The organism is Campylobacter volucris (assembly GCF_008011665.1).
Lineage (GTDB): Bacteria > Campylobacterota > Campylobacteria > Campylobacterales > Campylobacteraceae > Campylobacter_D > Campylobacter_D volucris_A.
In genome coordinates this window covers 1-5,712 of record NZ_VOWJ01000008.1, presented here as the reverse complement: position 1 = coordinate 5,712, position 5,712 = coordinate 1, and the positions used below count along the sequence as shown (strand labels likewise).

Genomic DNA, 5,712 nt, shown 5'->3' with positions numbered 1-5,712 from the left:
TTATACATCATTTTATAATATCTCATTATTTTCTCTCCTTATAGTATTCTTTATTAAGTAAAGCAGGATTATTTTTTATTTCTTCTTTTAGTTTTTCAAATTCTTTTAAGAATTTATTCTTATCTCCTCTTGCTATTTTATCAATTTTACTCATTTTTTCAAGAATATATTCATGATATTCATTAGGATGTCTTCCGCGATGTGGCATTTTAACTTTGTTCCAATCTCCATCTAATTCCAAGCCATATTTTTTTGTTATTTTTTGAAATTCTTTAGTAAATCTTTTATTCTTATCAGTAGCAATATGATGGGTTTGAATTGGTGATTGTTTGTTATATCTCCTATCCCTTCCCATCTTATCTTATCCCATTTAATCTTAGCAAGAGGATTAGCTTGTATTTTAGCTAAAGCAAATTTAATCTTATTTTTCTTAGGTATAGCTAGTATAGGATAACCTTTATTACTTACTCCTATTAAACCTATTTGTAAAACAGAATGTTTATGATTTACTTTATGATTTGAATAAGTATAAGCAAATACTAAAGCTACTTTAGTACAAGGTCCTCCTAGTATAGGTGGATTTACACATCCACTTATACTAGCTCCTTGTATTTCGTTATTAAGCATAATAGGAATATTATCTGATTTTATTCTTTTAGCATTCTTTGCTTTTAAATTAACTTTACCTCCATGTATGCATAATAAAGTATTATCTTCTAATATAGGATGCATACAAGAAGTATCAGGACTTATATTAATAGCTTCTATTTTAGGAAGAGTTATTTTTCTTTTTTTAGCCATGAAAAGCTTTGTGGGTTTGAAGGTAATCTTAAATTTTTTGAAAATTTTTTACGAATACACTTTTTTATTAGTGTCTGATAATAACTTAATAAAAATATCATTATCATCCCAAGAGTAAGACTCAATCATTGATAATAAACCATTTTCAATATAAATCATAGCTCCACCTATCGCAACACCATTTAAAAATAGATTTAAAGAATTGGTAAAACCATTGACTTGAATTTTTGGTCTTGTGGGATCAGTTTTTATATTAGCAAAATATCCACACTCATCAGCTTTTCTAGAAACAATATTAGCATGTCTAAAATGATCTAAGAGTAATTTTTGTTCTTTGGAAAAATATTCAATAATTTTTTTCTCCAATTCTTGAATATTAATTAAATGTTCTAGGTATAAACATTGTTCCAATTTTTGCTTTTCCATTTTTTATAACTCCTCTTACTTCGATATTAAATCCATTAATGTTTATAATATGCCCTTGTGTAAAATTTTCAGAAACTTTACCGCTTGCATAATCTTTTTCTATTCTTTTTACAACTGCCTCATAAGCTTTTTCTTTCGAATTACCAAAAGACTTTAAAAAATCATCTAAATCATGTTCTTTTTTATTAAATATGTGGTTGAGTTTATTTTGAATATTATTAGTTTGATTAGTGCTTTCTAATAAATTAAACTTCCCTTTTGTTGTATCTTTTATAATATCTAAATTTTCTTTATTTATACCTTTTTGCCTTTGCTGATTATTTTTTAATGCTTGTATTTGCTTTGCTCTATCATTTTTATTTTTCTTACTTCTTTTATCTCCTATCCCTTCCCATCTTATCTTGTCCCATTTAATCTTAGCAAGAGGATTAGCTTGTATTTTAGCTAAAGCAAATTTAATCTTATTTTTCTTAGGTATAGCTAGTATAGGATAACCTTTATTACTTACTCCTATTAAACCCATTTGTAATACAGAATGTTTATGATTTACTTTATGATTTGAATAAGTATAAGCAAATACTAAAGCTACTTTAGTACAAGGTCCTCCTAGTATAGGTGGATTTACACATCCACTTATACTAGCTCCTTGTATTTCGTTATTAAGCATAATAGGAATATTATCTGATTTTATTCTTTTAGCATTCTTTGCTTTTAAATTAACTTTACCTCCATGTATGCATAATAAAGTATTATCTTCTAATATAGGATGCATACAAGAAGTATCAGGACTTATATTAATAGGATCTATTCTAGGAAGAGTGATTTTTCTTTTTTTAGCCATGAAAAGCTTTGTGGGTTTGAAGTATGCTTTTTAATTGCTCATCTTTAGCATAAAGAAGTTTTTCTTCTAAAGAACAATCAAAATTTGAAGGAAAAGGTTTTATGGTATCCTTGCTTAGAAATTTTTGCCAAAGTATAGAGTTTTTTTCTAATGAGAAATTCCAAAAATCATCTTTGTTATTATAAACATAGTCTTTATAATCTATAAAATTTACAAAGTTGATATTTACATTTTTTTGCTTAGAAAGCATACCTTGTATGTTTTCTTCTTCTGTGTTTTTTGGAATTTTATTATAGTTTTTAAGATAATGATTTATTCTATTGTTATTTAAGTTTTGATTTTCAAGTTCATTTAAAAGTTCTTTAGAATAATAATTTAAAAAATAATTATTTGCATATTCTTCTATATGCTCTTTAAAGCTTCTTTTATAAATTAACTCATCATAACTAATAGGGTAAGATTTTAAAGTATTATTTTTAGAATTTAATATATAATCATATCCTGCAAAAAAAATAAGAAAAATCCATAAAAGCATAATCAGCACTTATGCCCTTACAAAGGCTTAAAAAAATATTTTCAAGTTCTAAGATGATTTTTCCATCTTTACTTAAATTTAACTCTTTTTGAAGTTGTTCTTGGGTTTTTGGGATAAAACCGTAATTAAGTTTATCTTCATAATTTTTTACTAGATAATTTAAATTTTCATCATTAAGATTAAAAGTAAGGTATAGTGATGAGTTGAAATAAATATCATATTTATTAAAGTAGGGTGCTAGATTATCTTTTTCTATAAAAGTATCAATTTGATTTTGAGAAAAATTTTCTCCTTTTTCATCCCAAAAAGGTAAATTAGGAGAGTGGTTTTTAAGAGTTCCTATTTCACTTAATTCATCTTTTTTATAATATCTATGTAAAATGTATTTGCTTTTATCCCTACATAAACGATTATAAATTTGAGTATAATTTGAAGGTAAAAAATTTAACCATTCATCCTCACTGTGTAGATTTATACCCTCAAATTGATCAATACTAAAAAAGGTTTTAAACTCTTGCATAGCTTTTAAGGTATTTTCTAAATGTTTATTATAGAAATTATTTTCATTAGCTTTTTTAAATTCAAACCATTCTTGTAAATTAAGGCGATTACCTTTTAAACTCCAAGCGTTAAGGTATTTTTCATCACTAAAAGTTTTAGTAGAAAAAAGATGAAAGCTAACCTGATTGGCACTTAATGTTTGTTTCATTTAAAAGCTTTCAAAGCATCAATTTTTTCACACCATTTGTTAAAGTGTTGACATTTTAATCTTATGTTGTCTATACCAATTTCTTTGGCAATTTTGCTACCATGCAAAACTTTTTTATAGCTAGGAGAAGAAAAAATATTTTTTAGTCTGTGTGACGGACTTGTTTCCTTGCTATTGTTGATTAATTCTGGATTATTGTATTTTTCGATAATACATTCTAATTCGCAAATGAGTTTTTCATCCCATTCAGCGTCTGCTTCAATGATTTTTGTAATATCACTAAAAAGCAAACTTTCAAATTCATGTGGTTGTATATAGCTAAAAAATTTATTTGTATTGCATTTTTGTTTAATTGCTTCATCAAAATCTTTTTGTATTTTTTCAATATATTCATATATATCAGTATCAGCTTTATTTTCTTTTAAAAATTCATCATCTAATCCATAATAATCAAACATAGTTGTCATAAAAGCTTGTGTATCTTGTTTTAATTTTTTAACGATAAAATCAACCACTCTCTCATATGAAAGCGCACCGCCTTTGTGTCCTTTAGATGTAGGTATTGTAAGTGGAGTGAGATAAATTTTGACATTGTGAAAATACGGACTTAAAGTTTCATTGATAAATTTTTCTTCACTTTGCCCTTCGCAAATCACATAGCATCTTGTAATATCTGACATCATTTTGGCCTCCCACCTATAAGATTACTAGCCCAAATTTCTCCAAGTGTGTATTCTTCAAGCCAAGTTTGTAGTTTTTCATTGTCCATTCTTGTAAAAATAGATTGATCACCTTCTTTATCTACAACTATAATATCTTGTGCTTCAAAATGATTTATCAGTTCTACAGATTGAGAGGAAATAATGAGTTGTTTTTCTTGAGCTACTCTTTTAATGATCTCGCTTAAAATTTTTAACGCATAAGGATGTAGTCCTAATTCAGGCTCATCGATAATAATTGTTCCTGACATTAGCTCAAAAGGCTGAAGCAATAAAGTAGCTAAGCATATAAACCTTAAAGTTCCATCAGAAAGCATATGTGCTTTAAAAGGAGTATCAGGATCGTTTTTATGATGCCATTCTAATTGTATATTATCACTATTTCTAAAAATAAATCCCCCAAAAAAAGGAGCAATATCTTGTATAGTAGTTAAAATTTGTTTATAATGTTTGTTGTAGTTATCATGGAGCATTTTAAGATAAGCTGCTATATTTTGCGCATCTTCTTTGAAAATAAGATTATCATTCACATCACATATACTTTTCATTTTAGATGTATCTCCAGTATCATGAAAATGATAAAGCTTCCATTTTTTAATTTCGCTTATAGTATAATCAGCAACTGCTTTGGATCTAGAATATTCTTTTGCTTCAGAAATATTACTTTCGTATACATTCTCTCCTATAATGTATTCGTGAGGACCAAAATAAATTCTTTCTTTTTGTATAAGCATTTTGTTTTCTTGCGTGGCTACGATATCTACTTTATATCTATTTGGGCTAAAAACAAAGTCAAAATGTAATTTTTCGGTTTCTTTTCTACCAAAATACAAAAAACTATCAGGTCCTTTATCTTGTGTGTAAAATTGCAAGTTTTTATTAAACAAGACATTAAGCATTTTAAATACCGAGATAAAATTACTTTTACCTGCACCATTTGCACCGATTAAGATATTTAAATTTTTAAGTTCAAATTCGGATAAATCTTTTATAGATTTATAGCCTTTGATTGTTATGTTATTTAGCATTTATATCCTTTAGCTTCTAATATTGAAGTTGATTGTTTCTCTATTGCCTTTAGCCTTTTTATTACTTCATTTAATAAGAGACGATATTTATCACTATTATATTTATAATCTATAAAATTTACAAAATTAAAGCTTACTTGATTAGCGCTAAATAGCATTTTAAAAATCTTTTAAAGCATACAAAAAATCTTTGATATCTTTTACTTGGTCTTCTACCCAATCTTCTACCGTATAATCTTCATCACATTCGCTATCTTCATTATAATAATCTCCTCCTTCAAAATCAGCAGGATTATCATAAAGTTCCATTTCTATATGCTCTAATTCAAATTCCAAATCATTTATAAAATTTCGAAGAATCGTCCCATTAAAATTCTTTTTATCATATTCTAAAATAGTGATTAGATTAGACGGTAAAATAGCATTATATTTTTCATCAATTTTTAAGTTGTTATTTTCTACTAAATTTTTATATTCATAACTTAAGATGCAACTTATAAAAGATCTTCGTTCGTATTTTTTTAAACCATATAAAGCACCTTCTAAATAACTATCATTTGTAAGATAGTATTCAAATACCTTTTGTATATATTCATCATCCAATAATTTTTTATTTTTCATTATCTCTCCTTATAATTTGTTTTAGCTAAAGT

General features: G+C 26.3%; 9 protein-coding genes. All 9 read right to left on the bottom strand.

Annotation, left to right across the window (positions count from 1 at the left end):
• Window positions 1-25 precede the first annotated feature (25 nt).
• Entirely contained in the window at window positions 26-355 is a 330-nt protein-coding gene (locus FPD38_RS00510) for an AHH domain-containing protein (RefSeq protein WP_187153066.1), read from the bottom strand.
• Window positions 256-801: a hypothetical protein gene (locus FPD38_RS00505; RefSeq protein ID WP_187153065.1), complete on the bottom strand. Its 546-nt coding sequence runs from the start codon at window positions 799-801 to the stop codon at window positions 256-258. The genes FPD38_RS00510 and FPD38_RS00505 overlap by 100 nt, the downstream gene beginning before the upstream one ends.
• A 48-nt stretch (window positions 802-849) precedes the next feature.
• The gene (locus FPD38_RS00500) at window positions 850-1,227 is read right to left on the bottom strand and encodes a hypothetical protein (protein ID WP_147554859.1); all 378 of its coding nucleotides are present in this window, start codon (window positions 1,225-1,227) and stop codon (window positions 850-852) included.
• Window positions 1,178-2,068 carry a hypothetical protein gene (locus FPD38_RS08095; RefSeq protein WP_187153064.1) on the bottom strand — a complete coding sequence of 297 codons (891 nt, stop codon included), beginning with the start codon at window positions 2,066-2,068 and terminating at the stop codon, window positions 1,178-1,180. Before FPD38_RS08095 ends, FPD38_RS00500 begins: the two co-directional genes overlap by 50 nt.
• Window positions 2,061-2,603, bottom strand: a complete 543-nt coding sequence (locus tag FPD38_RS08205) for a hypothetical protein (RefSeq protein WP_261798254.1) — start codon at window positions 2,601-2,603, stop codon at window positions 2,061-2,063. Before FPD38_RS08205 ends, FPD38_RS08095 begins: the two co-directional genes overlap by 8 nt.
• Window positions 2,563-3,312 carry a hypothetical protein gene (locus FPD38_RS08200; protein WP_261798253.1) on the bottom strand — a complete coding sequence of 250 codons (750 nt, stop codon included), beginning with the start codon at window positions 3,310-3,312 and terminating at the stop codon, window positions 2,563-2,565. The genes FPD38_RS08205 and FPD38_RS08200 overlap by 41 nt, the downstream gene beginning before the upstream one ends.
• Complete coding sequence (locus tag FPD38_RS00485) at window positions 3,309-3,992, bottom strand: DUF4276 family protein (RefSeq protein ID WP_147554858.1); 684 nt, start codon at window positions 3,990-3,992, stop codon at window positions 3,309-3,311. Before FPD38_RS00485 ends, FPD38_RS08200 begins: the two co-directional genes overlap by 4 nt.
• On the bottom strand, window positions 3,992-5,059 hold the full coding sequence (locus FPD38_RS00480; RefSeq protein WP_147554857.1) for an AAA family ATPase: 1,068 nt from the start codon (window positions 5,057-5,059) through the stop codon (window positions 3,992-3,994). Before FPD38_RS00480 ends, FPD38_RS00485 begins: the two co-directional genes overlap by 1 nt.
• Window positions 5,060-5,218: 159 nt before the next feature.
• Complete coding sequence (locus FPD38_RS00475) at window positions 5,219-5,680, bottom strand: hypothetical protein (RefSeq protein ID WP_147554856.1); 462 nt, start codon at window positions 5,678-5,680, stop codon at window positions 5,219-5,221.
• Window positions 5,681-5,712 lie beyond the last annotated feature (32 nt).

What these genes read in the sequence shown, in the direction of transcription:
- FPD38_RS00510 (WP_187153066.1), bottom strand. Translation starts at nt 355, where the DNA reads ATGGGAAGGGATAGGAGATATAACAAACAATCACCAATTCAAACCCAT.
- FPD38_RS00505 (WP_187153065.1), bottom strand. Translation starts at nt 801, where the DNA reads ATGGCTAAAAAAAGAAAAATAACTCTTCCTAAAATAGAAGCTATTAAT.
- FPD38_RS00500 (WP_147554859.1), bottom strand. Translation starts at nt 1,227, where the DNA reads ATGGAAAAGCAAAAATTGGAACAATGTTTATACCTAGAACATTTAATT.
- FPD38_RS08095 (WP_187153064.1), bottom strand. Translation starts at nt 2,068, where the DNA reads ATGGCTAAAAAAAGAAAAATCACTCTTCCTAGAATAGATCCTATTAAT.
- FPD38_RS08205 (WP_261798254.1), bottom strand. Translation starts at nt 2,603, where the DNA reads ATGCTTTTATGGATTTTTCTTATTTTTTTTGCAGGATATGATTATATA.
- FPD38_RS08200 (WP_261798253.1), bottom strand. Translation starts at nt 3,312, where the DNA reads ATGAAACAAACATTAAGTGCCAATCAGGTTAGCTTTCATCTTTTTTCT.
- FPD38_RS00485 (WP_147554858.1), bottom strand. Translation starts at nt 3,992, where the DNA reads ATGTCAGATATTACAAGATGCTATGTGATTTGCGAAGGGCAAAGTGAA.
- FPD38_RS00480 (WP_147554857.1), bottom strand. Translation starts at nt 5,059, where the DNA reads ATGCTAAATAACATAACAATCAAAGGCTATAAATCTATAAAAGATTTA.
- FPD38_RS00475 (WP_147554856.1), bottom strand. Translation starts at nt 5,680, where the DNA reads ATGAAAAATAAAAAATTATTGGATGATGAATATATACAAAAGGTATTT.